The following is a 729-nucleotide window of genomic DNA, read 5'->3' as shown; positions in this document are numbered from 1 at the left end:
CCTGATTCAACACGGCCGGTTACGACGGTACCACGACCTGAGATTGAGAATACGTCTTCGATTGGCATTAGGAATGCTTTGTCGATGTCACGCTCTGGCTCTGGGATGTAGCTGTCTAGGATGCCGAGCAACTCTACGACGGCTGGTTGGCCGTATTTGCCTTCGTCGCCTTTTAGGGCTTGGGTGGCACTACCTTTTACGATTGGGGTGTCGTCACCTGGGAAGTCGTAGTCGTTAAGCAGTTCACGAACTTCCATTTCAACTAATTCTAGTAGTTCTTCGTCGTCAACAAGGTCACATTTGTTCATGAAGACGATGATGTACGGTACGCCAACCTGACGAGATAGTAGGATGTGCTCACGAGTTTGTGGCATTGGGCCATCAGTGGCTGATACGACTAGGATTGCGCCGTCCATTTGAGCAGCACCGGTGATCATGTTTTTAACATAGTCGGCGTGACCTGGGCAATCAACGTGGGCGTAGTGACGAGTTTCGGTGTCATACTCTACGTGTGAGGTGTTGATGGTGATGCCACGGGCTTTTTCTTCTGGTGCGCTATCGATAGACGCGTAGTCTTTAGCTTCACCGCCAGAGGTGATAGCGGCTACGGTTGCGATTGCGGCTGTTAGGGTGGTTTTACCGTGGTCAACGTGTCCGATGGTGCCGACGTTGACGTGGGGCTTGTTGCGTTCAAACTTGGCCTTTGCCATGAGTGTATCCTTTTTATTG

The 729-nt window shown here is 51.2% G+C and carries 1 protein-coding gene; it reads right to left on the bottom strand.

Features of this window, described 5'->3' with window-relative positions; genetic code table 11:
• Positions 1-710 (bottom strand): GTP-binding protein (locus tag ACS8FD_RS20305; protein WP_439277193.1); only part of this gene is annotated, 710 nt, incomplete at its 3' end.
• Positions 711-729: the final 19 nt, after the last annotated feature.

The organism is Psychrobacter sp. 1U2 (genome assembly GCF_051847575.1).
This window is presented reverse-complemented; position numbering and strand designations above follow the sequence as displayed.